Origin of the sequence: Kribbella sp. NPDC059898 (assembly GCF_042730855.1) — a bacterium.
GTDB lineage: Bacteria > Actinomycetota > Actinomycetes > Propionibacteriales > Kribbellaceae > Kribbella.
In genome coordinates, this window is sequence record NZ_JBHWKR010000002.1 from 832,728 (window position 1) to 857,977 (window position 25,250).

24 protein-coding genes are annotated in these 25,250 nt (G+C 69.0%); 12 read left to right on the top strand and 12 right to left on the bottom strand.

Annotated elements, in window-relative coordinates; all coding sequences use genetic code 11:
- Positions 1–45 precede the first annotated feature (45 nt).
- Complete coding sequence (locus tag ACFV9C_RS09515; RefSeq protein ID WP_380192102.1) at positions 46–1,419, top strand: three-helix bundle dimerization domain-containing protein; 1,374 nt, start codon at positions 46–48, stop codon at positions 1,417–1,419.
- On the opposite strand, the gene ACFV9C_RS09520 is transcribed toward ACFV9C_RS09515, so the two are convergent.
- Positions 1,410–2,312 (bottom strand): SMP-30/gluconolactonase/LRE family protein, encoded by a 903-nt coding sequence (locus ACFV9C_RS09520; RefSeq protein ID WP_380192104.1) that lies wholly within the window; start codon positions 2,310–2,312, stop codon positions 1,410–1,412. The two genes, ACFV9C_RS09515 and ACFV9C_RS09520, sit on opposite strands and share 10 nt — an antisense overlap.
- Before the next feature lie 61 nt (positions 2,313–2,373).
- On the opposite strand from ACFV9C_RS09520, the gene ACFV9C_RS09525 reads away from it, so the two are divergent.
- Both ACFV9C_RS09525 and ACFV9C_RS09530 read left to right on the top strand, forming a co-directional pair.
- On the top strand, positions 2,374–2,823 hold the full coding sequence (locus ACFV9C_RS09525; RefSeq protein WP_380192310.1) for an Lrp/AsnC family transcriptional regulator: 450 nt from the start codon (positions 2,374–2,376) through the stop codon (positions 2,821–2,823).
- A 64-nt stretch (positions 2,824–2,887) separates the two neighbouring features.
- Entirely contained in the window at positions 2,888–4,657 is a 1,770-nt protein-coding gene (locus ACFV9C_RS09530; protein ID WP_380192106.1) for an acetyl/propionyl/methylcrotonyl-CoA carboxylase subunit alpha, read from the top strand.
- Here ACFV9C_RS09530 and ACFV9C_RS09535 read toward each other — a convergent pair.
- Positions 4,647–4,871 carry a hypothetical protein gene (locus ACFV9C_RS09535; RefSeq protein ID WP_380192108.1) on the bottom strand — a complete coding sequence of 75 codons (225 nt, stop codon included), beginning with the start codon at positions 4,869–4,871 and terminating at the stop codon, positions 4,647–4,649. The two genes, ACFV9C_RS09530 and ACFV9C_RS09535, sit on opposite strands and share 11 nt — an antisense overlap.
- A 239-nt stretch (positions 4,872–5,110) precedes the next feature.
- Between ACFV9C_RS09535 and ACFV9C_RS09540 the strand changes: the two genes are divergently transcribed.
- A complete protein-coding gene (locus ACFV9C_RS09540; RefSeq protein WP_380192110.1) occupies positions 5,111–5,404 on the top strand; it encodes a UTRA domain-containing protein in 294 nt (97 codons plus the stop codon).
- Between the two features lie 46 nt (positions 5,405–5,450).
- Positions 5,451–5,708 carry a hypothetical protein gene (locus ACFV9C_RS09545; protein ID WP_380192111.1) on the top strand — a complete coding sequence of 86 codons (258 nt, stop codon included), beginning with the start codon at positions 5,451–5,453 and terminating at the stop codon, positions 5,706–5,708.
- Between the two features lie 175 nt (positions 5,709–5,883).
- Here the strand turns inward: ACFV9C_RS09545 and ACFV9C_RS09550 are convergent, their stop codons facing one another.
- Positions 5,884–7,548 (bottom strand): DUF222 domain-containing protein, encoded by a 1,665-nt coding sequence (locus tag ACFV9C_RS09550; RefSeq protein WP_380192113.1) that lies wholly within the window; start codon positions 7,546–7,548, stop codon positions 5,884–5,886.
- A gap of 329 nt (positions 7,549–7,877) precedes the next feature.
- Here ACFV9C_RS09550 and ACFV9C_RS09555 point away from each other — a divergent pair, with 329 nt between their 5' ends.
- From ACFV9C_RS09555 to ACFV9C_RS09565, 3 genes are all read left to right on the top strand, one after another.
- Positions 7,878–8,351, top strand: a complete 474-nt coding sequence (locus ACFV9C_RS09555; RefSeq protein WP_380192115.1) for an NUDIX hydrolase — start codon at positions 7,878–7,880, stop codon at positions 8,349–8,351.
- A gap of 347 nt (positions 8,352–8,698) precedes the next feature.
- On the top strand, positions 8,699–10,606 hold the full coding sequence (locus tag ACFV9C_RS09560; RefSeq protein WP_380192116.1) for a hypothetical protein: 1,908 nt from the start codon (positions 8,699–8,701) through the stop codon (positions 10,604–10,606).
- Between the two features lie 13 nt (positions 10,607–10,619).
- Positions 10,620–11,465, top strand: coding sequence for a peptidylprolyl isomerase (locus tag ACFV9C_RS09565; protein WP_380192117.1), 846 nt, complete (start codon positions 10,620–10,622; stop codon positions 11,463–11,465).
- Here the strand turns inward: ACFV9C_RS09565 and ACFV9C_RS09570 are convergent.
- The 3 genes from ACFV9C_RS09570 to ACFV9C_RS09580 form a co-directional block, all read right to left on the bottom strand.
- Positions 11,462–12,631, bottom strand: coding sequence for a glycoside hydrolase family 76 protein (locus ACFV9C_RS09570; RefSeq protein ID WP_380192118.1), 1,170 nt, complete (start codon positions 12,629–12,631; stop codon positions 11,462–11,464). The two genes, ACFV9C_RS09565 and ACFV9C_RS09570, sit on opposite strands and share 4 nt — an antisense overlap.
- Positions 12,632–12,746: 115 nt before the next feature.
- Positions 12,747–13,928 carry a SpoIID/LytB domain-containing protein gene (locus tag ACFV9C_RS09575; RefSeq protein ID WP_380192119.1) on the bottom strand — a complete coding sequence of 394 codons (1,182 nt, stop codon included), beginning with the start codon at positions 13,926–13,928 and terminating at the stop codon, positions 12,747–12,749.
- Positions 13,925–15,295, bottom strand: a complete 1,371-nt coding sequence (locus ACFV9C_RS09580) for an N-acetylmuramoyl-L-alanine amidase (RefSeq protein ID WP_380192120.1) — start codon at positions 15,293–15,295, stop codon at positions 13,925–13,927. The genes ACFV9C_RS09575 and ACFV9C_RS09580 overlap by 4 nt, the downstream gene beginning before the upstream one ends.
- A gap of 161 nt (positions 15,296–15,456) precedes the next feature.
- On the opposite strand from ACFV9C_RS09580, the gene ACFV9C_RS09585 reads away from it, so the two are divergent.
- A complete protein-coding gene (locus ACFV9C_RS09585) occupies positions 15,457–16,305 on the top strand; it encodes a hypothetical protein (protein ID WP_380192121.1) in 849 nt (282 codons plus the stop codon).
- A gap of 54 nt (positions 16,306–16,359) precedes the next feature.
- On the opposite strand, the gene ACFV9C_RS09590 is transcribed toward ACFV9C_RS09585, so the two are convergent.
- Together ACFV9C_RS09590 and ACFV9C_RS09595 are read right to left on the bottom strand one after the other, a co-directional pair.
- Positions 16,360–17,274 carry a hypothetical protein gene (locus ACFV9C_RS09590; protein WP_380192122.1) on the bottom strand — a complete coding sequence of 305 codons (915 nt, stop codon included), beginning with the start codon at positions 17,272–17,274 and terminating at the stop codon, positions 16,360–16,362.
- A 7-nt stretch (positions 17,275–17,281) separates the two neighbouring features.
- Positions 17,282–18,142 carry a hypothetical protein gene (locus ACFV9C_RS09595; RefSeq protein ID WP_380192123.1) on the bottom strand — a complete coding sequence of 287 codons (861 nt, stop codon included), beginning with the start codon at positions 18,140–18,142 and terminating at the stop codon, positions 17,282–17,284.
- Positions 18,143–18,208: 66 nt separating this feature from the next.
- Between ACFV9C_RS09595 and ACFV9C_RS09600 the strand changes: the two genes are divergently transcribed.
- Positions 18,209–19,135 carry a hypothetical protein gene (locus ACFV9C_RS09600; RefSeq protein WP_380192124.1) on the top strand — a complete coding sequence of 309 codons (927 nt, stop codon included), beginning with the start codon at positions 18,209–18,211 and terminating at the stop codon, positions 19,133–19,135.
- A gap of 1 nt (position 19,136) precedes the next feature.
- Here ACFV9C_RS09600 and ACFV9C_RS09605 read toward each other — a convergent pair whose 3' ends face one another.
- Complete coding sequence (locus ACFV9C_RS09605; RefSeq protein WP_380192125.1) at positions 19,137–20,516, bottom strand: NAD(P)H-quinone dehydrogenase; 1,380 nt, start codon at positions 20,514–20,516, stop codon at positions 19,137–19,139.
- A gap of 31 nt (positions 20,517–20,547) precedes the next feature.
- Here ACFV9C_RS09605 and ACFV9C_RS09610 point away from each other — a divergent pair, with 31 nt between their 5' ends.
- Together ACFV9C_RS09610 and ACFV9C_RS09615 are read left to right on the top strand one after the other, a co-directional pair.
- Positions 20,548–21,009, top strand: coding sequence for a gamma-glutamylcyclotransferase (locus ACFV9C_RS09610; RefSeq protein ID WP_380192126.1), 462 nt, complete (start codon positions 20,548–20,550; stop codon positions 21,007–21,009).
- Positions 21,010–21,018: 9 nt separating this feature from the next.
- A complete protein-coding gene (locus ACFV9C_RS09615; RefSeq protein WP_380192127.1) occupies positions 21,019–22,641 on the top strand; it encodes a phospho-sugar mutase in 1,623 nt (540 codons plus the stop codon).
- A 27-nt stretch (positions 22,642–22,668) separates the two neighbouring features.
- Here ACFV9C_RS09615 and ACFV9C_RS09620 read toward each other — a convergent pair whose 3' ends face one another.
- From ACFV9C_RS09620 to ACFV9C_RS09630, 3 genes are all read right to left on the bottom strand, one after another.
- Positions 22,669–23,118 (bottom strand): hypothetical protein, encoded by a 450-nt coding sequence (locus ACFV9C_RS09620; RefSeq protein ID WP_380192129.1) that lies wholly within the window; start codon positions 23,116–23,118, stop codon positions 22,669–22,671.
- Positions 23,119–23,292: 174 nt separating this feature from the next.
- Positions 23,293–24,249, bottom strand: a complete 957-nt coding sequence (locus ACFV9C_RS09625) for a neutral zinc metallopeptidase (RefSeq protein ID WP_380192131.1) — start codon at positions 24,247–24,249, stop codon at positions 23,293–23,295.
- Positions 24,250–24,374: 125 nt separating this feature from the next.
- The gene (locus ACFV9C_RS09630) at positions 24,375–25,247 is read right to left on the bottom strand and encodes an alpha/beta hydrolase (RefSeq protein ID WP_380192132.1); all 873 of its coding nucleotides are present in this window, start codon (positions 25,245–25,247) and stop codon (positions 24,375–24,377) included.
- Positions 25,248–25,250: the final 3 nt, after the last annotated feature.

Consider the following 25,250-nt stretch of genomic DNA (forward strand, 5'->3'; position numbering starts at 1 on the left):
TGCCGCCCAAGTGACCGTGGAGACATCCTCTTGAAGCTTGACACCGTGCGTGAAGAGAAGGCGATCGAGAACCTGACCAGCAGGCTCGCCTCGACCTTCGCCGACATCCATACTCCCGAAGACATCGAGACCGCGATCCGCACCGCCCGCGAGTCCTTCGCCGGCGACCCGGTCCGCGACTATGTACCGATCCTGATCGAACGAATGGTCAAGGAAGAGCTCACCCCCAGGCCCGAGGCCGAGCCGGAGACCGACGGCCCCTCGAAGTGGACCAGACCGCCCTCCGGTACGCCGGTTGCCGCCGGTACTCCGCGCCGCCGGATCCCGATCGCCCTCCCGGCCGCCGTCGCCGGCGTGCTCGTCGTGGCGACGGTCGCGACCGTGATCGTGGTCCGCAACGGGAACGACGCGCAGGCGAACTCCGGTCTCATCACGGTCAGCGGCGTGATCGGCTCCGAGAAGCGCGCGTACTTCGAGGACCCCGACGTCAAGGCCGCGCTCGCCAAGCACGGGTTCGAGGTGCAGGTCGACACCGCCGGGTCGCGGGAGATCGCCACCTCGGTCGACCTCGGCAAGTACGACTTCGCCTTCCCGTCCAGCAGTACGGCGGCGGAGCGGATCCTGCAGCCGACGGCCGGCCGCCCGGCCGTGAGCGGCAAGAAGTACTCGGTGTTCTCGTCGCCGATGGCGATCGCGACGTTCCAGCCGATCGTCGACCTGCTGTGGGCCAGCGGGATCGCCCGCAAGGTCAACGGCACCTGGTACTTCGACGTCCGCAAGTACGTCGACCTCGCGAAGGCGAACTGGCGCTGGACGAACATCCGCGGCAACACGACGTACCCGGTGAACAAGCGGATCCTGATCACCACCACCGATCCGCGCACCTCGAACTCGGCGGCGATGTTCCTGTCGATCGTCAGTTACGTTGCCAACCACAACACTGTGGTCGCGACCGAGGCGGACGAGAAGAAGGTACTGCCGCTGGTCGCGCCGTTGTTCGTGAACCAGGGCTACACCGACAACTCCAGCGAAGGCCCGTTCGACGACTACCTGTCGCTCGGCATGGGCAAGTCGCCGATGGTGAACATCTACGAGGCGCAGTTCGTCGAGGCCGCGGTGGAACACAAGCTCAAGCCGGGCATGGTGCTGATGTACCCGTCGCCGACCGTGCAGTCCAAGCACACGCTCGTCTCACTGAACGCGAACGGCGAGAAGCTCGGCGAACTGCTCTCCACCGACCCCGACCTGCAGCAGCTCGCGGCCGGGCACGGTTTCCGGACCGCGGACGAGACCCAGTTCGCGAACGTCGTCAACCAGCGCAACATCCCGGTCGCGAGCGACGTGATCGACGTCGCGGACACCCCGACGTACGACACCCTCGAGCGGCTGCTGGACGCGGTGTCGAAGTCCTACCGCTGAACGTTCGTCAGCCAGGACCACAGCGTCGTGGTCGCGGTGACGAACAACCGGTTGCCCTTCGGGCCGCCGAACGTCAGGTTGGACACGACATCCGGTAGCAGCAGCTTGCCGATCAGCGTGCCGTCCGGGTCGAAGCAGTGCACGCCTTCGTGCGTCGCCGCCCAGACCCGGCCGGCGCTGTCCAGCCGGATGCCGTCGAACATGCCCGCCGTACAGGGTGCGAACACCTCGCCGCCGGTCAGCTTGTCCCCGTCGACGTCGAAGCGGCGGATGTGCTTGCCCGGTGTGTCCACGACGTACAGCTGCGATTCGTCGCGGGAGAAGGCGAGACCGTTCGGCCGGATGAAGTCGTCCGCGACCACGGTCAGCGTGCCGTCCGGGTCGATCCGGTAGACGTGGCAGCCGTCGAGCTCCTGCGTGGCGGCGTACCCCTCGTAGTTCGACGTGATCCCGTACGGCGGGTCCGTGAACCAGATCGACCCGTCGCTGCGCTCGACCACGTCGTTCGGGCTGTTGAGCCGGCGACCCTCGAAGTGCGAGGCGAGGACGGTCAGACTGCCGTCGTACTCCGTCCGGACGACGTGACGGTCGCCCTGCGAGCAGCTGATCAGCCGTCCGGCGCGGTCGATGGTGTTGCCGTTCACGTAGCCGGACGGCTGCCGGAACACGCTGACCTGCCCGGACAGCTCGTCCCAGCGGAGCATCCGGTCGTTCGGGATGTCACTGAACACCAGGCAGCGCCAGGCAGCGGAGTACGCCGGCCCTTCGAGCCAGCGGCCGCCGTCGTACAGGCATTCGAGGTACTCGTCACCCGCGACGGTCCGGAAACGGTCGTCGAGAACCACCAGCTCGGCCCGGAGCCGCGGCGGCGCGGCGTTGATCGTGACAGTCATGTTCCGAATGTAGTCTTGTCGATGACCGGTTGAACAGAACGAGATTTGGTTTGTGACGCAGATGACCATAGATGATGTTGACCGCCGGCTGATCGCGGCGCTGCAGGAGGATGCCGGACAGTCGTACGCCGCACTCGGCGAAGCGGTCGGGCTGTCGGCCGGGTCCGCGCACGAGCGGGTCCGGAAACTGAAGACCGCGGGCGTGATCCGGCGGACGACCGTCGACGTCGACCCGGCCGCGGTCGGCCTCGGCGTGCTGGCGTTCGTCCTGCTGGAATCCGGCGCCTGGATGGGCGACGAGCCGACGATGGCCGCGTTGCGGAAGATCCCGGCGGTCGAGGAGGCACACGTCATCGCCGGTCCGGCGTCGGTGCTGGTGAAGGTGCGAACGGCAACCACCGAGGACCTGCAGGCGACCCTCCGCGCGCTCCACCAGGTGGACGGCGTGACCAGTACGCAGACAGTTGTGGTGCTGGAGACGTTCTTCGAGAAACGACCCAGCGTGGTGTGACCAACACCCTGCACCCCTGACGGCTGGTTGACCCTAGACTCGGGCCAGCCGAAGGGAGTCAGCTGTGTCCGACAGCAAGCAGATCACCAAGGTGCTGGTCGCGAACCGGGGCGAGATCGCCGTCCGGGTCGTCCGGGCCGCCGCCGACGCGGGGATCGCCAGCGTCGCCGTGTACGCCGACCAGGACCGGGACGCACTGTTCGTCCGGCTCGCCGACGAGGCGTACGCGCTCGACGGGTCGACGCCGGCCGACTCCTACCTGAACATCGGCAAGATCCTGGACGTCGCGGCCCGCTCCGGCGCGGACGCGGTGCACCCGGGCTACGGCTTCCTGGCCGAGAACGCCGGCTTCGCGCAGGCGGTCCTGGACGCCGGCCTGATCTGGATCGGCCCGCCGCCGTCGGCGATCGACTCGCTCGGCGACAAGGTCAAGGCCCGGCACATCGCGGAACGCGTCGGCGCCCCGCAGGTCCCCGGTACGCCGGACCCGGTCGCGGACGCGTCCGAGGTGGTCGCGTTCGCGGAGCAGTACGGCCTGCCGATCGCGATCAAGGCGGCGTACGGCGGTGGCGGCCGCGGCATGAAGGTCGCCCGCGGCATGGACGAGATCCCGGAGTTGTTCGAGTCGGCCACCCGCGAGGCGGTGAGCGCCTTCGGCCGTGGCGAGTGCTTCGTCGAGCGGTACCTGGACAAGCCGCGGCACGTCGAGACGCAGTGCCTGGCCGATGCCCACGGCAACGTTGTGGTGGTGTCGACGCGGGACTGCTCGCTCCAGCGCCGCTACCAGAAGCTGGTCGAGGAAGCTCCCGCACCCTTCCTCACCGACGACCAACTGTCGGTGCTGTACTCGTCGTCGAAGAAGATCCTGCGCGAGGCCGGGTACGTCGGCGCCGGGACGTGCGAGTTCCTGGTCGGGCAGGACGGGCTGATCTCGTTCCTCGAGGTGAACACCCGGCTGCAGGTCGAGCACCCGGTCTCCGAGGAGGTCACCGGCCTGGACCTGGTGCGGGAGATGTTCCGGATCGCGCAGGGCGAGGCCTTGGGGTACGACGACCCCGAGGTGTCGGGGCACTCGATCGAGTTCCGGATCAACGCCGAGGACGGCGGGCGCGGGTTCCTCCCGGCGCCGGGTACGTTGCTGCGCTGGCATGCCCCGTCGGGTCCCGGCGTACGGCTGGACGGCGGGTACGACCAGGGCGAGACCGTGCCGGGTGCGTTCGACTCGCTGGTCGCGAAGCTGATCGTCACCGGGCGGGACCGGACGCAGGCGCTGGAGCGGTCGCGGCGGGCGCTGCGCGAGTTCGTGGTCGAGGGCATGCCGACGGTGATCCCGTTCCACGCCTCGGTGGTGTCCGATCCGGCGTTCGTCGGTACGGACGGGTTCCAGGTGCACACGCGGTGGATCGAGACCGAGTACGACAACCAGCTCACGCCGTACGACGGCCCGACGGCCGAGGCGCCGGAGGACGCCGAGCGGGAGAAGGTGACGGTCGAGGTCGGCGGCAAGCGGATCGAGGTCGTCCTGCCGGGCGGCCTCGGTGGGATCGCCCCCGCGGCCGCGGCCGGGAAGAAGAAGCCGGCCCGGCGGGTGGGCGGTACGAAGAGCTCCGCGGCGTCGGGTGATTCGCTGACGTCACCGATGCAGGGCACGATCGTGAAGATCGCCGTCGACGAGGGCGCGACCGTCGCCGAGGGCGACCTGATCGTGGTCCTCGAGGCGATGAAGATGGAACAACCCCTGAACGCCCACAAATCCGGCACCATCACCGGCCTGACCGCCGAGGTAGGCGCCACCGTCGCAGCCGGCGCCACCATCTGCGAAATCAAGGACTGACCCGGACCCGGCCCAGGACGGCTCTGGTGACGGCTCTGATGACGCCGTGGGTGACGGGCGTGGGCGACGCCGTGGGTGACGCCGCCGGTGCTGCGGCGTCCGGTCCGGTGCCGAGATCGACGCGGTCGCGTTCGCCTGTGAGGATCCGGACGGGCTCGGCCAGGGCCTGATCATCAAGCAGCAGGGTCGGGGCTCGTACGTGCGGTCGCTCCATCCCCCGACCCGACGCGTGATCGGCCACCTCTACAACGAACGTCCGCAGTCCTCACCGTTCGCTGCTGTCACGGCAGCCGGTGGGCAGCGGCCGGAGTGGGACTACACCTCCCGCAAGACCACCGCCACGAAGGTGATCGCCGACCGGCTGGGCATCGCGCCGGGCGATCCGGTGATGCGCACGTTCTACCGGTTCATGGCCGACGACGAGACGGTGAGCTATCCACGTCGTTCGAGCCGTTGGCGATCACCGAGGGCACCGAGATCGAGCAGCCGGAGTCCGGGCCGATGACCGGCGTGGTGCCGCGCTTCGACTTGATCGGGCTGCACATCACGCACGTGAAGGAAGACGTGACCGGCCGGGCCGCCCGGCCGTACGAGGCAGAGACCCTGTCGGTGCCGCAGGGCGTGCCGGTGCTGGTGATCGAACGTACCTACTACGTTGAGGACCGGCCGGTGGAGACGGCCGACATTGTGGTGTCTTCGGCGCGGTACCTACTGTCGTACCGGCTGGAGATCCCGGGCCGGGCGTGACCTAATGCTGAGCTGCGACGTAGTCGCTGCAAGCCATCTCGTCGGCGTGACCAACATCGAGGTCCGCACGCACGGCACGACCCTCTACAACAGCATTTACAGAGTCGACAACGACATGCTGGTGAACACCCACATATGGGGCGTCAACGCATTCAGCCCACCGATCTGGCACCTACGGCAGAACACAGCCGAGGCAATGGGGCTCTTCGCAGTTGCGGGTGTGGTGCCGGATAGCGGTTTCGGCTGCGCTGATCTGTTCACGTTCTGCCGGCTCGACATGCTCGGCCTCGGGGGCAGCGGGTAGCGGGCAGTTGCCAAGTCGTTCGGCGCGGTGTCGCCTTCGCGATCAGCACAAGGACCGTGGACACACCAGGCTGCCGTCCGCCGGGGCTCAGGTCAGATGGTGATGAAGGCCGGCGGATCGGTTGCGGGGGTGGTCGGTGCGTGCTCGCCCCAGACCGCGAAGCGAGCCGCGGCGGTCAGGGTCGCGTCGTCGGCCTTCCAGCGGCTGGTCCGGGCGGCGGGCACGGGTGTAGTGCCGCAGGGGTCGTCTGGCGGCTGGTTGGGTCCGGCCTGTCGGGGTCTGCTGTCGGGTGTGGTGTCGGGTCTGCTGTCGGGTCTGCTGTCGGGGTGCTCAGGCGAGGCAGCCACCGCACCTGGTGGCTCGGGTGCGGGAGTGATGCCGCCGGATGGCTGATCAGCTCGGACGGTGGTTGCAGCGGCTGGCCAGGCTGAGCGGGCATCGGTACATCGCACGGGATAGGCGCCCGTAGGTTGGGCAGGCTCCGCCCTGCGGGTCGCGCGAGGAAGTCGCCCATAGATGGGGTGGGCTTCGCGCTTGCTGGTTGCGGTGGGTATGTGGCCGCGGGTCGGGTGGGGTCGGCGGCTGCGGGTCGGATTTGTGTGGCGGCGGGTTGGGCGAGGTGAGGGGCTGGCGGCTGGGCGGCGCATACGGCGGTGGGGTCGGCCCAGGCTGGGCGGGCCACGTGGACCTTGCCGTCGGTGATGGAGATGCGCCAGCGGCCGTTGTGCAGGTCCACGTGATGACGACGGCACAAGAGGGTCAGGTTGTTGAGGGCTGTGGGTCCGCCGTCCAGCCAGGACGTCAAATGGTGGGCGTCACACATCACCGGCGGCGCCGCACACACCACACAGCCCCGGTCCCGGGCCACCAGCGCGTGCCGGATGTGCCTGGTGACCAGACGTTCACGGCGCCCGACGTCCAGCGGTTCGGAGTTCGACCCGAGGACGAGCGGGATGACGTTCGCGTCGCAGGCCAGGCGCCGGATGGTGGCCGCGGACAGATCGTCGCCATACACCGTCTGACCGGTCGCGTGGGCGGTGGCTGACTTCAGGTCGTCGAGGTCGATCGTGACGGTGAGGTTGGCCTTCGCGCCGTGGCCCGCGGTGTCGGTGTCCCACGCGTTCGACGCGACCGTCAACGCGGCGGTCAGGGCGTCGGCCTGACGCTTGTCCCGCGGACGGGGGTCATGCTCACCGTCGACGGTCTTGTGCGGGCGGGCACCGGCATGCACGATCGCGCGGAGCAGTTCGGCGTTCTCGTTGGCGAGGTAGCCGCGGATCTTCACCCCGTTCTCCGCGGTGCTCAGGGTGAGGGATTCGCGGTCGTAGGCTTTGTGTTCTTCGGGTTCGGGGCCGTCGGCGTCGATCCGGTCGCACAGGTGCTTGGCGGCGGCCCGCAGCTCCTGGGGAGTGTGGGTGGGAACGAGCCCGACCAGTTGCTGCTCGGTGACGTCGAGAGTTTCGACCGGGACGCGGTCACGGACGCGTTCGAGTTCGGTGATGATCGCGGCCGCGTGGCCGGTCTGCATCTGGTGGAACGTGCCGTCGGCCGACTCGATGCCGTCGGTGAGGGCGGTGTTCACGGCCTGGTACTTGGGCAGGGCGCGGGCCACGCGGAGGTCGCGCGAGACCTCGGCACGGTCACGGCGGTGGCGGACGGTGAGGAGTTCGACGGTGTCGCGGGCACCGACTTCCTCGGCCAGGCCGTCGGTCTCGGAGCGGGCGATGAGTTGCAACTCGACGGATCGCAGGCGGGCGATCTCGGCACGGACCTTGTCCAGGGCAGGCAGCACCTCGTGGTTGCCGATAGCAACCACTATGCGTCCGCCGAGTATGTCCATGCCGATGACTGTAGCTGGCGGGCCGGACAGTTTCAAAGCCGGGATGCCCTTATTTTTAAGGAGAATTTGTTATCCACAGATATGCGACCAGCTGGCGGTTGTGGTCCTCGGTCGGCTGTGGAAATCTCTGGCTACCGGGCCAGGAGGTCGGATGCGGGTCTCCGATGCCAGGAGTTCTCACCCCGCCCGTCCAGAAGACCTCTACCCTGTCTCGACACCAGCACGCTAACGGGCACTACACCCTCAACTGCGAAGCCGGCAATGGCCGCGACCTACCGCGAGTCGTTCGACGCCGTGTGGGACCAAGCCACCCCGGTAGCGTGAGTAGCGTGGGACGCACCGACTATTACGACGACCCCGACGCGCCAGAGCCGGACTCCCTGGTCGTTGCAGCATCCGCGGTCATCACCGACGACGACGGACGGATTCTCCTGATCCGTCGAGCCGACTCCGGAAACTGGGCCTTGCCCGGTGGCGCACTCGATCTCGGAGAGTCCATCAGCGACTGCGCCGTGCGCGAGGTTCGTGAGGAGACCGGACTCGATGTTGAGGTCACCGGAATGGTCGGCATCTACACCGATCCACGCCACGTCATCGCATACTCCGATGGCGAGGTCAGGCAGCAGTTCAACGGCTGCCTCACCGCACGCACCGTCGGCGGATCGCTCATGCGCTCAGACGAGTCCACCGACATCGATTACATCGATCCAGCTCGGTTGACTGCTTTGCCGATCCACCCCACGCAGTTCCTGCGGCTGACGCACTTTCTCGGACCCAGTCGCAGGCAGCCGTATCTCGGCTGACTCCCCCACGCTGGCTCGGCCCGCGTCTTCGCGCCCTTCCTCGGCCCTGTCCGCGGTACGTCGACGGCCGCGCAGCACACGGGAGAGCAGACCTCCGCACAACGACCGCCGGGCGTCGGACGCCCGCTGGCGGTCCACTGCAGGCTTGAAACAGCCGCCGCGACACGGCGACCTTTCCACCCACACCACGCACCACGCTCCGCCGGCACCCCCGCCCGGCAACCATCCGACGCGCACCCGCCGAAGGCGGTGACGGGCAGCCGGCGCGAAGGGGTGTCCATTTGCGGTGTTCTTTCACCTTGGGCGTGGCATAGTGCGCTGGTTGGGTTGGACGTGAGGAGCGGGGTATGTGGCGGGATCGGGCTCGGTACTGGTTCGACAGCACCATGTCGCGGGGCACGCCGGCGTTGATTGCCTGGTTGGGGCTTGCGTCGGCGGTGCTGGTGCTGGTGATGTCGCTGCTGGCGATCTGGCTGGTGCCGAGGGACGTCGTTCAGCACGGGGGCTGGGCGGACATGTTCTGGGTGACGCTGATGCGGGCGATCGACACGGGTACGGTCGCCGGCGACAGTGGGAGCCCGCTGTTCCTGTTCCTGATGCTGCTGATCACGATCGGCGGGATCTTCGTCGTGAGTGCGTTCATCGGAGTCATCACCACCGGCTTGGACGCGAAGATCGAGGATCTGCGGAAGGGGCGATCGCGGGTCGTCGAACGCGGGCACACGGTTGTGCTCGGGTGGTCGGAGCAGGTGTTCACGGTGGTCGCCGAGCTGGTGCAGGCGAACCAGGACCAGCGCCGTACCTGTGTCGCGATCCTTGCCGACAAAGACAAGGTGGAGATGGAGGACGAGCTCCGCGCGCGGATCGGTGACCACGGAAAGACCGTGGTGGTGTGCCGGACCGGGAATCCGTTGCGCCCGGCCGATCTCGATCTGGTGAACCTGTCCGCGGCCAGTTCGGTGATGGTGTTGCCGCCGGCCACGGAGGACGCGGACATTCAGGTGATCAAGATCCTGCTGGCGCTCGGTGAACGCGCCCGGCAGGCCGACGGGCCCCATGTGGTGGCGGCCTTGCGGGAGTCCGACAACCTGGCGGCGGCGCAGCTCGCCGGTGGGCCGCGGGCGGAGCTGATCGGCGCGGACGACCTCGCCGTCCGGCTGATCGTGCAGGCGCATCGGCAGTCCGGGTTGTCGGCGGTGTGCATGGAGTTGCTGTCGTTCAGCGGCAACGAGTTCTACCTGCGCTGCGATCCGGCCGCCGTCGGGCTGCCGTTCGGGGAGGTCAGCCGGACGTACGACCGGGGCGTCCTGGTGGGCATCCGGTACGTCGACGGGCGCGTCGTACTGAACCCGTCCGTCGACCTCGTGATCGCGGCCGACGACGAACTGGTCCTGCTCGCCGAGGACGAGGCGATGATCCGCCGCTCCACGGCGCCGGCGCGGATCGTCGAGGACGCGATCGCGGTCTGCACCGAACCCGAGTCGTGCCCCGCCCGGACCCTGATGATCGGCTGGAACAAGCGCGCCCCGAAGATCCTCGACCTGCTCGACGACTTCGCCACCTGCGGCTCGCACCTGCAGATCGCCGGCACCGACGAGCCCCGGCCCGCGACGTACCGGAACCTGACGATCGGTACGACGACCTGCGACCCGACGAACCGCGCCGCTCTGGAAGCGCTGGACGTCGGCAGCTACCAGCACGTGATCATCCTGGCCGCGGACAACCTCGACGAGCAGCAGGCGGACGCCCGGACGTTGCTGACCCTGCTGCACATCCGCGACCTCGAGCAGCGGCTGAACGCGCCGTACTCGATCGTCAGCGAGATCAACGACGACGCGAACCGGGAGATCGCGCAGGTCACCGAGGCCGACGACTTCGTGGTCAGCGAGAAGCTCATCAGCCTGCTGCTCACCCAGCTCAGCCAGAACCTGCACCTCGCCGAGATCTTCACCGAGTTGCTCGGGCCGGAGGGCGCGGAGATCTACCTGAAGCCGGCCGCGGACTACGTCGTACCGGGGGCCGTCGCGAACTTCGCGACCGTGGCGGAGGCCGCCCGCCGCCGGGGCGAGACGGCGATCGGGTATCGGGTCGCGAGCGGGTTCCACCGGCCGCCGACGTACGGCGTCGCGCTGAACCCGCCGCGGGACGCCGAGCTGACGCTGACAGCTAACGATCGGGTAATCGTGCTCGCAGACCTCGGATTGACAGACAGTTCTCAGGTTGACGCTGTAGGTTCCGTCCAGGCATCCGGTTGAGGAGGGTTACTGCATGTCCAAGAAGACCCACCAGCAGCAGCTGGCGGCGCGCAAGGCGAAGCGGCAGGCCGAGCGGGACGCGGAGCACCGGCGGCAACGCCGGAACCTCGCGGTCACCGTGGCGGCGGTCGTGACGGTGGTCGTGGTCGTCGTCGGGGCGTTCGTGGTCTTCGGAGGCGGTGACGACAAGCCGGCGGCCACGCCGTCGGTGGCCGCGGAGAACAAGCCGGCCAGTATCCCGACCGCGATGTTCCCGGCGCCGAAGCGGGCCAAGCCGCTGGCCGCCGAGGTGAACTGCCAGTACAAGAAGAGCGCCGAGCCGGCCGCGAAGAAGGTGAACCTGCCGGCCGACGGCAAGACGAAGGCGTCCGGTACGTCGAAGGTCAGCCTGGACACGTCGATCGGCGACCTGCAGCTGACCCTGGACAGCGCGCTCGCGCCGTGCGCGGTGAAGAACTTCTTGAGCCTGGTCGGGCAGAAGTACTTCGACAACACGAAGTGCCACCGGCTGACCGTCGGCGAAGGACTGCAGGTGCTGCAGTGCGGCGACCCGACCGGGACCGGCTCCGGCGGGCCGGGGTACAGCTTCGCCGACGAGGTCTACCCGACGTTGAAGTACGGCCGCGGGATGCTGGCGATGGCGAACTCCGGGCCGAACACCAACGGCAGCCAGTTCTTCATCGTGTACGGCGACGCCTCCGGGCTGACCGCGCAGTACACGGCGTTCGGGACGATCGACGAGCCGAGCCTGAAGCTGATCGACAAGGTCGCGGAGGCCGGCGTCACGCCCCAGAACAGCCCGCAGGACGGGACGCCGGTCACTCCGGTCGACATCAAGACCGCGACGGCCGCTGCCTAGGCGAGCAGGCCGTAACGGGACCTGGGCCACGCCAGCAGGGCGTGGACCTGGGTGATACCGGACTGCTGCAGGAGCTCCACCGTGCCCACGCGGAACTTGTACAGGTTGGTCGCGGGGTCACGGGTGGTGTTCCAGTTGTCGTCGGCGTACGACTGCATCGCCTTGCGGTACCGCGGATCGGGGCTGACCGAGTCCAGGATCAGCAGGTTCTTGAACCAGATCGAGTTGAACGCGGCGCCTTGTTTCGCGAGCATCTCGGGCGTGTTGTAGAACGCCAGCGAAGCGTTCGCGACCGACTTCGCGTCGCGCAGGTACCGCGCGTCACCCGTTGCCTTGAACAACAGCACCCCGGCGCCGAGCATCACACCCTGGTTGTAGCTCCACTGCGTCTTCTCGACGTTCCCGGCCAGGTCGATGTGGTCCCAGTACAGGCCGTTCGGCGCCAGCATGCAGGTCTGCGCCCACTGGTACATCTTCTTGGCCCACGTCAGGTACGACGCGTCGTGGGTCAGCAGGTACAGGTGCGCGCCGAGCTCCGCGCCCGGTCCGTTCGACACCGTGTTGCGGTCCTGGCTCCACGGCGCCTGCGTCCAGTACACGCCGCCCGCGCACGGGTGCGACGGGTCCGTGTCCCAGCCGTGCACGACCAGCGCGAAGATGTCCTTGGCACGCGCGAGCGCGGCAGCGTCGCCGGTCCGCTTGTACCGCTGGATCATGTTCAGGCCGATCCACTCGTTGTCGTCGTAGAACTTGTCGCCGCCCTGCCCGTTCGGCGGCCGGACGTACGAGTCGTAGCCGGTCGGCGTGGTCCCCGAGTTCCAGTAGAACTCGTATGCCGCGACCCGGCGGTCCGCCTCCGCGGCACCGGCACGGCCCGCGCCGGGCACCCCGGCCAGGTCCTCGGCCGCGATCGCCGCCTGCGAGTACGGCCAGACGTACGAGTACGCGTTGGACTGGGTGTTCGGGTACTCCTCGAGCAGCAGCCCGCGGCCGGCGTCGAAGTACGTGTTGATGGCGTCGTACGACGCCCTGGCCCGCGCGGCGGCGACGGGATCGGTCCCGAGCGCGTCCCCGGCACTGGCCGTGGACATGTTCAGCGCTCCGAGCGTCGCGACCGCGAGCACTCCTGCGGCCAGCCGTGTTGATATACCAAGCTTTCTGCGCATCGACCTGCTCCTCCTGGGCGGTGGTTGACAGCGATGTCACGTTCTAACCGGCGCATGGAGGGCCCGTCAATGGTTCAGCCACCGGCTCTTCGGCCGGCGTAGTTGGCATATCAGGTCAGCGGGCCGGGAAGCTGATCCAGGACGAGCGCAGGTGCAGGCCGATCCGGACCTGGTCGGCGGTCAGTACCCGGGACCCGCGGGACCCGACGGCTTGCACGGTGAGCGCCCGCCCGCCGCCCGGGCCGACCCCGGTCCGCTTCAGCACCCGGACGTACCGGATCGACCCGACGTCGAACACCGCCTGCAGCTCGGCCGCGCTCCGGGTCACCCGCCAGGTGACGTTCGGGTTCCCGTTCCGCGGGTACGCGTCCCAGCCGTCCACCTTGGTCACCTGGTACGGCGCGTCGCCGGCCGCCGTGGCCCCGCCGTTCGACGACGAGAACTCCGCGATGATCGGCTTGCCGCCGTAGAGCCGGATCTGCCCGGCGGTGGCCGCGATCGCGTTGTTCGTCGACGTCACCTCGTCGTCGTACCCGCCGTAGACCTGGCAGGAGATGGTGTCGCACAGGTCGTACGCCCTCGAGCTCGCGCGGCTCCGGTGGTAGACCGAATAGGTGCGCGCGGCAACGGCCTGGGCCTGGAGCGCGGCCGGTCGCCAGCTGGTCACGGCTTCCCGCGGTACGACGCCGCGCAGGTAATACTCGAGCGGCAACACGTTCACGGTGTCCAGGTGCGGCCCGGACACGTCGATCGCCCGCAGCGCGCCGCGGTACCGTCGTACCGCGCCGCTCGGCAGCACCAGCCCGATCACCGAGGCGCCCTCGAACTGCGCCATCCCGGTGAACGTCTTGTACAGCGTCCATTTCTTGGTCGTCGCGTCGTACGAGCTGAGCTTGGTGCCGTGCTCGCCGTTCGGGTCGATCGACCACTCGTCGATGGTCGATGCCTTAGGCAACGGATAGACCTTGCCGGTGGCGATCGAGCGAACCGCGAGCCCGTTCACCGCGCCGACCCGGACGCCGTCGGTGGTGTCGGCGCTGATCCGCACCCGGATGCTGCCGGTCGCCTTCCCGGTAGTCGTCCCCGGGTAGTAGAAATCGAGGATCTGCTTCACCGACTTCCCCGCCAGCGCGGCCCCCTGGGCGCCGTACTGCGACAGTCCGCGCCCGTGCCCGAAGCCGCGCCCCGTGATCGCGGTGTCCGGCACGGCAGCGGCCGGTGTGATCTCGCGAGCGTGTGCGGTCGTGCTCACCACTGTCGACGACAGTACGACCGCCGCGATCACACGTTTTCTCATAGCTCTCTCCCGTAGACGACCTGCACCTGGCGGACGCGGCGGTCCCAGACCAGCCAGCCGCGCTGGAACTTCTGCCGGACCCCGCCGTGCACCTGGTACGCGTCGGTGATCGGCAACCCGAGCCGCGCACTCCCCGCCCCAAGCCGCCGGTACCGGGTCCGGAACGCGCCGGCGGTCGAATGCGGGCCGGTGGCAACGGAGTAGAAGACGTCCCGGGTGGCGAAGTACGTCGCCCGCCCGGTCCGCGTCGGGTGCTCGCCCCAGAACGGCTGCCCGATGTTCCGGAAGCCGATTTTCCTCGCGTAACGGTAGATCGGGGTCGCGAAACTGCCGCCCATCAAGGCGTTCACCCGCTGCCGCAACCAAGGGAGCTTCTTGTACAGCTCGGTCCCCGGACAGTCCGTCGCCTTCGTGTCCCGGTGCCCGGACACCGTGTGCAGACTCTTCCCGTCGAGCCGGATCGTTGCCGAGGGCGACCGGTAGTTGGCGTCCAGCTTCCAGGCGAGCACCCGGGCCGTCGACTCGAGCATCGCCGCCGGCGGCGCGGTCTCGTCGAAGTTCCCGATCACCGCGACTCCGAACGAGTTCGCGTTGTACGACGCGGTGTGCGCGCCGAGCACCGGCAGCTGCGCGCCGCCCGCGCGGCCCTCGAAGATCCGGCCGAACCGGTCGACGAGGAAGTTGTACCCGAGGTCGCACCAACCGCGGCTCTTCACGTGATACGCGTACATCGCCCGCACCATCCCCGCGACGTCCGTCCGGCTGTAGTCGTTGCGGTCCGCGGTGTGGTGCACGAACGCCCCCAGCACGGTCGTCGTGTACTTCGGCCGCGCGCACGACGCCCCGTTGTACGTCCGCAGCCGCTCGTCGGCGCCCCACCGGCGCCGGCTGACCATCAACGGCATCGGGTACGGCGACGCACTCGACGTCACGCCGACGTCGCCCGGCTCGTCCGCGTCGGTGCTGAGCACACCGGGCCGGATCAGCACCACCTTCGCCCCGGAAACCGGCGTACCGGTGTCACTGGTCGCACTGGCCTGGACGCCGGTCGCATTTCCTACCCATAACGGTTCGGTGCCGGCCCGCAGAATTCCTTCGGCATCCGATGGATCGGGCCCGTGGTCGTCCTCGACCGGTAACGATTGCCAATCGGTCCATTTCCCGTCCTGCTGCACCCGGACCTTGGCGGTCACGTTCCGCACACCTTCCGGCCAGGTGATGCCGACCATTCCATACGGTTCGGTACGGGCCTGGACGGAGGGTCCGTCCAGCGGAATCTCCTGGTAGGACGAGTCGCTGGAGGGAGGTTGCGGTACCAGTACGGTCGCGGTGAGCACGAGGGGAATCAGTCGCGCGGTCTTGCCCATGGACGGCCTTCCGGCGGGGGTGGGACAGACGCTGGGCGGCGCGCTCCTCGATTATGCGTCGCCGGTGACCGCTTTCCCGGGATTGCGTCACCCTGCGTGGCGGCCGCCGCCTTGAGGCATTCGATAGGGTTGCCGGAAAGGACCCCCGAGAGAGGCCCGTCATGGAATTCATCCTGATCATCGCGGTCGTGGTGATCGCGGTGCTGGCGTACAACTCCTATCGCCGGACCCAGCTGCAGAACAAGAAGCAGCACGAAATCACCGCCGCCGAGCTCGAGGCGGTCAAGCGGACCGCCGACGAGGACATCACCCGCTTCGGCGAGGAGCTGCAGGACCTCGACCTGGAGATGGTCGGCAAGGACCTCGGTGACGGCGCGCGGCAGGACTACCAGCGCGCCCTGGACTCCTACGAGTCCGCGAAGCAGGCGGTCGGTCAGGTGACCCAGGCCGACCAGATCAAGCACGTGATCGAGATCCTCGAGGACGGCCGGTACGCCGCCGCGTGCGTGAAGGCCCGGGTGAACGGCCAGCCGCTGCCGCAGCGCCGCCCGGCCTGCTTCTTCAACCCGCAGCACGGCCCGTCGGTCGTCGACGTCATGTGGTCGCCGCCGGGCGGCGCGCCGCGCGAGGTGCCGGCCTGCGCGGCCGATGCGGAGCGGGTCCGGGCCGGCGCGGAGCCGGACGTCCGCAAGGTCATGGTCGGCCCGCAGCGGGTGCCGTACTGGGAGGCCGGCCCGGCGTATTCGCCGTACGCGCAGGGTCTGTTCGGCGGCGTCGGCGGCGTCCTGACCGGCATGTTCATCGGCACCGCGCTCGGCGGCATGTTCTCGGGCGGCGGCTACGGCGACTACGCCGACGGCTACCAGGACGGCATGGCCGACGGCGGCGACGGTGGCGGTGACGGTGGCGGGGACAACGGCGACTTCGGCGACGGAGGCGGCGACGGCGGGGACGGCGGCGGTTTCGACTTCGGCGACTTCGGCGGCGGAGACTTCGGCGGCGACTTCTAGGATCACAACGAGGCCCCCGGTGACCGCACGGTCACCGGGGGCCTCGTCATCAGGTCACTCTCCGGACAGGGGTGCGACGCCCTCCGGCGTGGTCAGCGAGTAGACCGGGTCCTTGAACGTGCCCGGAACCTTGCCGAGCCCCTTGATCACGGTCGCAGTGCCATTGGCGTGACCAACGGCGTACAGGTACGCCGCACCGGTGTCCTTGTCGATCGCGGTCAGCAGCGTGCCCTGGCTGCCGCACTTCTCCGCGACCAGCGACTCGAACGTCTGCCAGGTCGACGTACGGACCTTCTTCACGATCGGCTTGATCGGCGCCGTCCGCGGGATCCGGATCGTGTACAGCGCACCGCCGCGGGTGTTGGCCAGGAACGTGTCGTACGTCTGGGTCTCACTGATCAGCGCCATCGTCTTGACCGCGGAGAAGCCGGTCGCGACGTCACCGTGCCAGACACCCTTCGCGTCCTTCCGCCAGCGGTGCAGGTACCCCGGCCCGTTCTCGAAGCCGTACCGTGCGGTCGCGGTCACAGTCGACCCCGGCGCCTGCTGCCAGAACGACTCCTCGACGAAGTTGAAATAGCCCCATCCGGGCCCGACCTTCTTCAGACCGGTCGGCGGCACACCGGACATGGTCGAGTAGTACGCCGAGTACAGCGTGTCGTTCAGGATGGCGAGACCGGTCGTGGTCGCACCGGCCGGTACGTCGAGGGACTCGGTCCAGGTCGAGGCCGCCTTGGCAACCCCGGCCGTGAACAGGTGTGGGCCTTTCACGGTCTTCGCGGTCACCGGGGACGTTGCGGTCACCTGGGTGCCGGAGATGTCGCCGGCGCTCGTGATCCCGGTGACGTTCATGGTGCACGCGGCCGTGGCCGACACGGTGGCGGCGTTCGCCGACCCGGTGGTCGTCGTCGCCAGGCCGCCGAGCAGTACGGCAGAAGCCACGGTGGCGGCTGTGCGCTTGAGTTTCATAAGGGAACTACTCTCCGTTTCGGTTGGGGGCGTCGTCGAGCACCCAGCGAGCGATCACCGGGTCCTTGTAGGTGCCGGGGACCTTGCCCAGGCCTTTGATGACGACGGCGCCGTGGCTGACCGCGTACAGGTACGCGGTGCCGGTGTCCTTGTCGATGGCGGTCAGGAGCGTGCTCTGGGTGCCGCAGCGCTCGGCGATGAGCGTCTCGAAGCCCTGCCAGGTCGAGCTCCGGATCTTCTTCACCGTCGGCTGCAGCCGGGTGTCGGCCGGGATGTGGATCGTGTAGAGCGCGCCGCCGCGGGTGGTGGCCAGGAACGTGTCGTACGTCTTGGTCTCGCTGATCAGCGTCATCGCCTTCACGGACGCGAAACCGGGGTACTGGCGGACGTTCTTCCAGCTCGTCCAGCGGAACAGCACGCCGTCGTTGCGCAGCCCGTACCGCGCGATCCGGGTCGCCGGCGAGCCGTACGTCGCCTGCTCGAACATCGTGAACCGGTCCCACCCGCCGCCGACCGGGTTCTGGTAGTCGTACAGCTCCCCGGTCATCTCGTCGTACCCCCAGGACACCTGGTACAGCCGGGGGCCGATCACGACCCACCCGTCGTTCGAGCCGGAGTCCCAGCGCCAGCTGGAGGTGAGCCGGACGGTGCCGGGCGCGAACAGGTGCGGGCCGGTGGTGGTCTTCGCGGTCGGCGGCGACGTCGCGGCGATGGTCGTGTTCGGCGCGTCGCCGCGGCTCGTCACCGGTTCGAGCTGGACCTTGCAGGTCGGGGTCGGAGCAGACGTCGGGGCGGCGTGGGCCGGCACGGTCGCGAAGGCGCCGAGCAGTACGGCGGTCGCGGCGGTGGCACGTTTCAGGCTCTTCACACCCTGCACGATGCGGTCTCGACCGGAAAAGTTACCCGCAACTTTCCGGGCGGCGATGGTATCGAGATGAGCGAGACACCTTCCCGAAAGGACCTGTCCGACATGAGCCTGACCCGAACCTCCGCGGTCGCGGCGTCCGCCGTACTGCTGGGTGCGCTGGCGACCGGGCCGGCGGCCGCGGCACCTGCCGCCACCACCACGGCCTGCACGATGACCGTTGGATCCGTCACGGCCGGCGGCGACATCGGCTACTCGAACATCACCGCCGGGTCGCCGATCACCGCGAAGCAGTACACGGGGGTCCATATGTTCACCCCTGGCATCACCAGGCTGAGCACGACCTGGGTGCGGAACCCGAAGTCGTCGGGCGGCGACCTCGCGTCCGCCGAGGTGATGCTGAACACGAACCTGTACAGCGCGTGGTACGGCACCGACAAGACCGGGAAGCCGATCTCCGGCTTCAGCAACTCCGGCAAGAACTACCAGGGCTACACGTACGACGAGAACGCCTCGGACCGCTCCGACGGTGTCGTCGACTACACGTACCGGCTGCGCAGCGACGGCGCGCTGTACCGGCTGCAGTGGCACTGGACGGACTTCCCGTACACCACCAACACCCGCTTCAACGGCTTCTCCGCCGTGAAGACGATGGCGCTGATCAGCGCGACCTCGACGTACGACACCTTCCTGGCGAACACCCGGGCCGGGGCGCTCTACACGATCCACATCCCGCACGCGGCCGGCAAACAGCCGATCGTGAAGAAGATCCGTACGTCGACCTGGCAGACCTTCGAGTCCCTGGTCGCCCAGCGGTGCGGCGCCCAGAGCACGCTGCTGACCGCCATCGACAAGGACACCGGCACCGCGTACCTGTACGCCGTCAGCCACGGCGCCACGGTCATCAAGGGCCTGGGCAAGGTCCCAGGCACCTACAAGGACCCCGTCTACTACCTGTACACCTCGACGAGCGTTCCCCCGCTGTACGGCGAGTAGATCAGTTGCGGAGGTGGAGCCGGCGCGCCGCCTCCGCGACCGATCCGGAGATCGACGGGTAGACCGTGAACGACTGGGCCACCTGGTCGACTGTGAGACGGGTGCCGACGGCCAGCGAGATCGGGTGGATCAGCTCGCTGGCCCGCGGCGCCACCACCACGCCGCCGACCACGATGCCGGTGTTCGGCAGGCAGAACAGCTTCACGAAACCGTCCCGGACGCCCTGCATCTTGGCGCGGGCGTTGTCGGACAGCGGCACCTTGACGACCAGCGCCGTACTGCCGCCGGCGTCCACGACCGCCTGGGTGAGGCCGACGGTGGCGATCTCCGGGGCGGTGAACACGTTCGCGGACACCGTTGACTGGTCCAACGGTGTGACGGCGTCGCCGAGGGCGTGCGCCATCGCGATCCGGCCTTGCATCGCGGCCACCGAGGCCAGCATCAGTACGCCGGTGCAGTCGCCGGCCGCGTACACCCCGCGGGCCGTCGTCCGGGACACCCGGTCGACCTGCACGAACCCGCCGTCGGTCAGCGACACGCCCGACTCGACCAGATTCATGTCGTCGGTGTTCGGCAAGGACCCGACCGCGAGCAGCGCGTGCGACCCCTCGACCTTCCGGCCGTCGGTCAGCGTCACCACGACCCCGTCGCCGGACCGCTTCACCGACTCGGCCCGGGACTTGCTCAGCACGGTCAGCCCGCGGCGCTTGAACACGTCCTCCAGCACGGCGGCCGCGTCGGCGTCCTCCCCCGGCAGCACCCGGTCCCGGGACGACACCAGTACGACGTCGCTGCCGAGCGCGTCGTACGCGCTGGCGAACTCCGCGCCGGTGACACCGGACCCGACCACGATCAGCCGCTCGGGCAGCTCCTCGAGCTCGTAGACCTGCTCCCAGGTGAGGATCCGCTCGCCGTCCGGCTCGGAGCCCTTGAGGATGCGCGGCCTTGCCCCGGTGGCGATCAGCACGACGTCGGCGTCCAGCCGCTCGTCGCCGACCACGACCGTCTCGGGGCCGTCCATCCGGCCGCGGCCCTGGATCACCCGCACCTTGTCCCGGTCCAGCCGGCGGCTGATCCCGGAGGACTGGGCGGCGGCCAGCGCCTTCACCCGTTTGTTGACGACGGAGAGATCGACACGCACGGAGTTCGCGGGATCGTCGTCGCCGTCGTCCAGCCTTACTCCCAGCTCGCCGGCCTCCTCCACCTCGGTCATCACCTCCGCGGTGGCGATCAGGGTTTTGCTGGGTACACAGTCGGTGAGCACGGCAGAACCGCCGATCCCGTCGGAATCGACGACCGTCACCTCCGCCCCTAACTGGGCGGCCGCACTGGCCGCTTCGTACCCGCCTGGACCGCCTCCGATGATCACAACTCGCGCCACGGGAGGCCATTGTTCCGTATCCTGTTTTTCCGTGACCCTGTACGCCGCGTTTGCGTCGAATCTGGACCCGAACCTGATGGCTGAGCGGTGCCCGTACTCGCCCCTGCGCGGGACCGGGTGGATCGCCGGCTGGCGCCTCACCTTCGGCGGCGAGGAGCTCGGCTGGGAGGGCGCGATGGCGACCGTGGTCGAGGACCCGGCCGACGCCGCCAACCAGGTCTTCGTCGCGCTGTACGACGTGCACCCGAAGGACGTCGAGCGGCTCGACGAGTGGGAATGGATCGACCAGGACGTCTACAGCAAGATCCAGGTCCGGGTGCAGACCCTGGACGGCGAGCAGCTGGCCTGGATGTACGTGCTGAACGCGTACGAGGGCGGCCTCCCGTCGGCCCGCTACCTGGGCATCCTCGCCGAGGCCGCCGAGGCGGCCGGCGCCCCCGACGACTACGTGGCGGACATCCGGTCCAGGCCATGTCAGTCGTCGGGTCATTAGAGTGCCCATGTGACAGATGACCTGAAGGCAGCCGCCGAGGCCTGGCTGCGTGAGGACCCCGACCCCGACACCCGCGCGGAGCTCACCCAGCTCCTGGACGCCGGGGCCACCGACGAGCTGGCCGACCGCTTCTCCGGCACCCTGGAGTTCGGTACGGCGGGACTCCGCGGAGCCGTCGGCGCCGGACCGAACCGGATGAACCGGGTGGTCGTGATCCGCGCCGCCGCCGGACTCGCGGCGTACCTGAAGGCGAAGGGCCTGACCGACGGCCCGGTGCTGATCGGGTACGACGCCCGGCACAAGTCGGACGTGTTCGCGCGGGACACCGCGGCGGTGATCCGCGGCGCCGGGCTGGACGCCGTACTGCTGGACCGGCCGGCCCCGACGCCGGTGGTCGCGTTCGGGATCCGGCACCTGCACGCGGTCGCCGGCGTGGTCGTGACCGCGTCCCACAACCCGCCGCAGGACAACGGCTACAAGGTCTACCTGGGCGACGGCTCGCAGATCGTGCCGCCCGCGGACGCCGGGATCGCGGCCGCCATCGCCGCGGTCGGCCCGCTGGCCGAGGTGCCGCGCGGCGACGACTGGCAGACCGCCGGGGACGACCTGCTGGACGCCTACCTGGACCGGATCGCCCAGCTCGTCCCCGCGGACGCGCCGCGGGACCTGAAGGTCGCCTACACGCCGCTGCACGGTGTCGGCCGGACCCTGGTCGAGGCGGCCGTCGCCCGCGCCGGGTTCGCCGTACCGCAGGTGGTCGCGACCCAGGCCGATCCGGACCCGGACTTCCCGACCGTCTCGTTCCCGAACCCGGAGGAGCCGGGCGCGATCGACGCCGCCCTGGACCTGGCCCGCGCGATCGACGCGGACATCGCGGTCGCGAACGACCCGGACGCGGACCGGTGCGCGGTCGCCGTACCGGATGCCGGCGGGTGGCGGATGCTGCGCGGCGACGAGCTCGGCAGCCTCCTCGGAGAGTTCCTGCTGCCCGGGTCAGCGGGGGTGGCGGCGTGTTCGATCGTGTCCTCGTCGCTGCTCGGCAAGATCGCGGCGTCGTACGGCGTCCGGTACGTCGAGACGCTGACCGGGTTCAAGTGGATCGGCCGGGTCCCGGAGCTGGCGTTCGGGTACGAGGAGGCGCTCGGGTACTGCGTGGACCCGGACGCGGTGAAGGACAAGGACGGCGTGTCGACGCTGGTCCGGGTACTGCAGCTCGCGGCCCAGGCGAAGGCGGCCGGGCGGACGCTGGTGGACCTGCTGGACGACCTCGCGGTCAAGCACGGCCTGCACGCGACCGACCAGCTGTCGGCGCGGGTGGACGACCTGGCGCTGATCGCGCGGGCGATGGACCGGTTGCGCGCGACACCGCCGACGACGCTCGGGGCGTACAGCGTGCAGCGGATCGACGACCTCGGCCAGGGGTCCGAGTCGTTGCCCCCGACGGACGGGCTGCGCTACACGCTGTCCGACGGCGCACGCGTGGTCGTACGCCCGTCGGGTACCGAGCCGAAGCTCAAGTGCTACCTCGAGGTGGTCGTGCCGGTGACCACGGACGTGGCCGCGGCACGGGTCGAGGCAGCGGGCGCGTTGGCAGCCATCAAGACGGACCTGGCTGCCGCGGCAGGTATCTAGGAGCACCTGGCGGGTGGCTCCGAGAGGTCAGCGGGCAGCTGCGGCTGTCTCGGCCTGCTCGGCGTGCAGAGAGCTCTGCAGCGACGAGTGCAGGATGCGGAGCGTGCTGGTGGACTGCATCAGCGCGTCCCGCTCGTCCGGGTTCCGGTTCGCCAGCGCGGAGATGTCGTTGATGGCCGCCTCGATCCGGGCGATCCGGTCGGCGACCGTGCCCTCCTGACTGCTGGCCTTGCGGATCGCGTCCGACGTGACCGTCCAGACGTCCTCCTTGTCGTTGGTCCGCCGGGACATGTCCACCATCTGGCTGAGCGCCGCGAGGTCGTGGTCGACCTGGGTGCGCTCGACCGGCGTGGTGATCCCGACCGTCGCCTGGCGCAGCCGGGTGACATGCCCGGACAGCTCCGACCAGGTGGACCGGCCGCTCTTGATCTTGTCCAGCACCTTCGCGTACTCGGTGTTGAACTCGTCGTAGTTCACTGTGACTCCTGCCGTTCGACGATCGACTCAGAACTCTAGGGCCTCTGCGCCACGAACAAGTAACCACACGATCGCAGATCGTGCAGGTGTCGCCAAAACGCAACAGCCGCCCGGTACGCCAACGCGTACCGGGCGGCTGAGTTACGTGCTGCGAGTCGTCAGCTCACGTCTGGATCAGGCGACGTAGGCGGACGAGGCGCGGAAGGTGTTGCAGTTGCCCGCGACGGTGTAGCTGTGCCGGGCGTTGAAGCCGGAGGTCGTCCAGAACGCGTGGTTCTTCAGCGAACCGTGGTCCCGCGCGCCGCCCGGCTGGTCACCGCTGTGGCTGATGATCCAGTTGTACTGGGTCATGAAGCCGGCGCTGAACGGGTAGTTGCGCTTGTTCGCGCCGTCCACGGCACCGCCCAGGCAGGACGCCTGCAGCTCACGACGCCGGCTCTCCTCGAGCCGCCCGGCGTAGGTGCTGATGGCTGCCGTCCGCTGGAAGGACGAGCTCAGGATGCCGGTCATCCACTGCACGTGGTGGCCGTACTCGTGCGACAGCGTGAACGTCGCGTACGCCCGCGCGAAGGTCGGGCTCTGCTGGTTCCAGTAGTTGATGATCTGGTACGCGGGGATGTAGATGGTCTGCGTACCGTTGTATCCGCAGAAGAACGCGGTGTCGGTCACGACGCCGCAGTACGAGTTGACCGAGCGGCTGTTGTGCACAACCAGCTTCGGGGCAACCTTGTAGTTCGCGCCGGCCTGCTTCAGCGGCAGCGCCCAGGAGCCGTACAGGCACTTGAACAGGTTGTTCTCGTAGGCCACGACGCCCGCGAACGTGCGCAGGGAGACGTTCAGCTCCTTGCACTTCGACGTCGGGATCGCACCGGTCTTGTACAGGCGGTTGTACTGCACGACGTTCGTCGCCGACGACTTCGTCGTCAGTCCGTCACCGGCAGGCGGGTTGCCGATCGCGTACGCCGTGCCGTCGATCGGCGCGGAAGGCGTCGCGGTCGCGGCCGTGGCGGCCGTGGTCGCCGTGCTGGAGGTCTGCGCGGCCTGGGCGTTCGGCAGTGCCAGGGCGGCGAGGCCGGCCAGGGCACCGACCGCGGCCACGCCACGCAGGGTGTAGCGGGAGAGGTTGACCATGAGCTCCACTCTCGATGTGTCTATTGGGACCTGTTGAGCCAATCCTGGAGTGCACAGGGGTTCACCAGGGCTTGAACACGGGCTCTGACGCAGCGATTCACGCCACAGTTCCGCTGAATTGCTTCTCAGCCGGCAAGTTTCGCACCCAGGAATCGCAGTTGGTCAGGCAGCATGCGCCGCCAGTAGCCGCCGGTGTGCAGACCTGGCTGTTGCCCGCCGTCCGCCTGCAGCTCGGTGCGCAGATCGTGGGCGGCTCCTGCGAACGGATCGTCCCGCCCACAGTCGATGCGGACCGCCACCCCCTGGAAACTGGTTGCCCTACCTAGCACCTGGTTGCTGTCGAAGTCCGTCTCGCTGTCGAACGCGCCCGCCTGCACGTCGGCGTACCGGTGCCAGAGCGCCGGGCTCATCGCGCCGACCGCGACCGGCCGGACCTTGCGCTGCAGCACCTGGAGCAGAGCGCCGTACCCGCCCATCGACCAGCCGAGGACGCCGTACCGGCCGGTCGTCAAACCACGGGCCGCGAGCAACGGAAACAGCTCCTGCTCGATCATCGCGCCCGGGTCGGTGCCGTCGGCGCGGCGGTGCCAGTAGCTGTCCGGCCCGCCGTCGACGGTCGCGATCGCGTACGCCGGCGTACCGGAGCGGACCGCAGCGGTCAGGTAGCGGTCCATGCTGAGGTCGTTGACCGCCGCGCGGTGGTCGCCGCCGCGGCCGTGCAGAGCGAGGACGACCGGCAGCCGGGCGCCGGCGGCGTACCCGTCCGGGTAGACGACGCTGTAACCGACCTCGGTACGGCGGGCCCGGGACGCGAAGGTCCCGGACACGACCGGACCAGCGGGTACGTCGGGGACCACGCCGTCCGGGCCGGTGAGCCCGAGCAGTTCGTGGACCCGGCCGCGGCCGGGGACGGCACCCGTCTCCAGGGCTGTGACTCCGGCGACGGCGGCGACTGCGGCGGCCGCACCGGTACGGAGGAACGTCCTGCGTGTCAGCACGGA

Excerpts from the sequence above, each read along its gene's own strand:
- ACFV9C_RS09590 (WP_380192122.1), bottom strand. The coding sequence starts at position 17,274 with ATGAAACTCAAGCGCACAGCCGCCACCGTGGCTTCTGCCGTACTGCTC.
- ACFV9C_RS09565 (WP_380192117.1), top strand. The coding sequence starts at position 10,620 with ATGTCCAAGAAGACCCACCAGCAGCAGCTGGCGGCGCGCAAGGCGAAG.
- ACFV9C_RS09520 (WP_380192104.1), bottom strand. The coding sequence starts at position 2,312 with ATGACTGTCACGATCAACGCCGCGCCGCCGCGGCTCCGGGCCGAGCTG.
- ACFV9C_RS09585 (WP_380192121.1), top strand. The coding sequence starts at position 15,457 with ATGGAATTCATCCTGATCATCGCGGTCGTGGTGATCGCGGTGCTGGCG.
- ACFV9C_RS09535 (WP_380192108.1), bottom strand. The coding sequence starts at position 4,871 with ATGGAGCGACCGCACGTACGAGCCCCGACCCTGCTGCTTGATGATCAG.
- ACFV9C_RS09560 (WP_380192116.1), top strand. The coding sequence starts at position 8,699 with ATGTGGCGGGATCGGGCTCGGTACTGGTTCGACAGCACCATGTCGCGG.
- ACFV9C_RS09580 (WP_380192120.1), bottom strand. The coding sequence starts at position 15,295 with ATGGGCAAGACCGCGCGACTGATTCCCCTCGTGCTCACCGCGACCGTA.
- ACFV9C_RS09525 (WP_380192310.1), top strand. The coding sequence starts at position 2,374 with ATGACCATAGATGATGTTGACCGCCGGCTGATCGCGGCGCTGCAGGAG.
- ACFV9C_RS09575 (WP_380192119.1), bottom strand. The coding sequence starts at position 13,928 with ATGAGAAAACGTGTGATCGCGGCGGTCGTACTGTCGTCGACAGTGGTG.
- ACFV9C_RS09570 (WP_380192118.1), bottom strand. The coding sequence starts at position 12,631 with ATGCGCAGAAAGCTTGGTATATCAACACGGCTGGCCGCAGGAGTGCTC.
- ACFV9C_RS09600 (WP_380192124.1), top strand. The coding sequence starts at position 18,209 with ATGAGCGAGACACCTTCCCGAAAGGACCTGTCCGACATGAGCCTGACC.
- ACFV9C_RS09625 (WP_380192131.1), bottom strand. The coding sequence starts at position 24,249 with ATGGTCAACCTCTCCCGCTACACCCTGCGTGGCGTGGCCGCGGTCGGT.
- ACFV9C_RS09550 (WP_380192113.1), bottom strand. The coding sequence starts at position 7,548 with ATGGACATACTCGGCGGACGCATAGTGGTTGCTATCGGCAACCACGAG.